1 protein-coding gene is annotated in these 3,082 nt (G+C 45.8%); it reads left to right on the forward strand.

Annotated features, from left to right (window positions below):
• The coding region (locus B9T16_RS27365) for a M10 family metallopeptidase C-terminal domain-containing protein (protein WP_410246254.1) at nucleotides 1-3,029 on the forward strand (3,029 nt) is incomplete at its 5' end.
• Nucleotides 3,030-3,082 lie beyond the last annotated feature (53 nt).

A 3,082-nucleotide genomic window follows, 5' to 3' on the forward strand; every position in this document is an offset into this window, starting at 1 on the left:
TATCCCCCAATGATATTATCCTAGTTGATCCCGTTTCATTGGCTCGCCCCGAAACCGTCAACATCATCGCCAGAGAAGTTCGCGCCGCCACTCCCCAGGAAATAAACGGCAGCGACTCTGATGATACCATTTTTGCGATCGCACCAGAACCCTTTAATCCCGTCGAAATTCCAGTTTTAGCCAATGATAGTCCTGAGACAGGTCTATTTATCAGCAGCGTCAGCAACATCACCGGCGGCGACGTAGTTCTACTCAATGATAACACCATTGTCAGATTTACCCCCACATTACCAGGCGGAACCCAAGCCAGCTTTACCTATACCGCCAGTGATGGCAACACCCAAGATAGTGCTAATGTATTTATCGATATCCTTCCCGTCACCCGTATTAACGGCTTAGGTGGCGATGATGTTTTGGTCGGAAGTTCAGCACCCGATCTCCTCTATGGCGGCGCGGGTAATGATTGCTTGTTCGGAGAAACAGGCGATGATACCCTAGTCGGTGGTAGTGGTGCCGATACCCTCAAAGGTGGCGGCGGCAATGATCTCCTTTATGGTGGTTCAGGACCCGATCTCCTTTATGGCGGACAGGGTGATGATTCCCTATTAGGAGAAGCCGGCGATGATACCCTTTTCGGAGATAGTGGTAATGATACCCTAAAAGGTGGTAGTGGTGAAGATGTACTCTATGGCGGTCTGGGAAATGACCTGCTATATGGAGGTTCTGGTAATGATATTATCTATGGCGGACAGGGTGATGATTTCCTATTAGGAGATGATGGAGATGATACCCTCTTTGGAGGTGCCGGAAATGATACCCTCTTTGGAGGTGCTGGAAATGATGTTTTTGCCTATATTTCTCGCAGTCAAATCACTACCGGAACTGATTTAATTGTGGACTTTGAAGCCGGAAGCGATCGCATCTTATTTGACCGGGAGCAATTCGGCTTTATTCAGATAGGTACTACCCCCGAAAATAGCCTGAGTCCTCAACAATTTATTCTCGTCGAAACCGGAACTTATCAAGATAATCTCAGCCTCATAAATAGTCCCATTCTCGCCTATGAATTACAGACCGGAAACCTCATCTATGACCCCGACGGTTCAGGAACACAACCCCCCGAAATTATTGCTAATTTACAAGGAACACCTACCCTATCTGTTAACGATATCATCTTGATTGGTATAGCCGGAGATGATACCCTACCAGACATAGATGATGATGATCCTACAGATGAAGACCCTAGAAATGTCACCGCCTTCGCCTTAATTAATGGTACTCCCGGAAATGATGCGATCGCCGTTTCTGATACCATCAATGCTGTAGACTTTGTTGGGGTTCCCGTCACCATTCCCGCTTCTGATAATGAACGCATCGCCGTTATTAATACCATCACCGATTTAATCGGCGGAAATGTGAATATCCTAGAAGGCGGTACAGCCGCCGAGTTTATTCCCACCCTCCCCGGCGGAAATATTGGCAGTTTTAGTTATGAAGCGATCGACTCCCAAGGAAATCTAATTAGAGTTCCCGTTAATGTTAATATTCTCACCGCCATAGATGGTAATTTAGGAGATGATACCCTCATTGGTTCTGATGGTAATGACTCCCTATTTGGTAATCTTGGTAATGATTGTTTAATTGGTGGTGCTGGTGATGATACCCTCGTCGGTGGTGAAGGAAGCGATACCTTTGCTTATCTATCTCCCAATCAAATTAGTCTAGGAGTTGACCTAATTGTTGATTTTACCCCCGGAAGCGATCGCCTTTTATTTGACCGTGATCAATTCCGCTTCACTCAAATAGGTACTACCCCCCAAAATAGCCTCAGTCCTGAACAATTTATTTTCCTCGAAACCGGAGAATTGAATCCCGATAATCTCGGCACCATTAGCAGCCCCATTCTCGCCTATGAATTAGAAACCGGAACCCTCATATATGACCCCGACGCTTCAGGAGTACAACCCCCCGTAACCGTCGCTACACTTATCGGTAATCCTCCATTATCTATTGATGATATATTGCTCATTGGAACCACCACAGATACACTGACACCCCCCGACGACGAAACTCCTGTTGATGACTCTTTAATCGCTAACCCCAACTTTGCTACCACCCCTAGTCTCGTAATAGGTACTCCCGGAAATGATACTATTTTCGCAGAGGGCACCAGCTTAAACCGCATTGAAATTCCTGTACTAGACAATGATAGTCCCGTCGGTGGATTAACCATTAATAGCATCAGTGGTGTCAGCGCAGGACAAGTTAATATTCTCCCAGGTAATACCTCCGTTGAGTTTATCCCCCTTCTCCCAGGACCATTTGGTGGTCAATTTACCTATACCGCACAAGACTCCCTAGGAAATACCGCCTCCGCTTTGGTTAGCGTTAGTATCGCAACAGTAGACACCATTGATGGTAATGCAGGTGATGATTTTCTCGCCGGTCACTTAGGTCCTATTGTTTTAATTGGCGGTCCTGGTAATGATACTCTTCTAGGTAGCGCCTTCGGTAATGACCTGCTATTGGGTAATGAGGGTAATGATTCTTTAGTTGGTGGTCCTGGTGATAATACTCTTATAGGTGGTCTTGGCGATGATGTTCTCATCGGTGGTCCTGGTAATGATACCCTAGTCGGAGGGTCTGGTGGTAATACTCTCACAGGTTTGGGAGGAAATAATGTTTTCCTCTACTCCTCCACTAATGATGTCTTATTATCAGCCTCTGATTTGATTACCGATTTTGTCCCCGGTCGCGATACTTTACAGTTTAACGATGAGTTTATCTTGGCTGACCCCTTATTTGTGGTCACTGATACACTCACCGAAGCTGACACCCTACTCGATACCCTACCCATATCGCAACCTGTAATTATTTATGAACGACTAACCGGACAGTTAATCTATGATAGTAATGCTGACGGACTCGGGGGAGGATCTATTATTGCTCAGTTTACCCCCGACGAATCTGGTGCTTTCCCCAATATCTCAGATACAGTAAGAGATGATTCCTCAATTCTGATTTTCTAAGATTATCCTTATCCTTACCCCCCTCTCCCAGAGGGCGGGTTTATCAATATTGT

Origin of the sequence: Arthrospira sp. PCC 8006 (assembly GCF_046480465.1) — a bacterium.
Classification (GTDB): domain Bacteria; phylum Cyanobacteriota; class Cyanobacteriia; order Cyanobacteriales; family Microcoleaceae; genus Limnospira; species Limnospira platensis.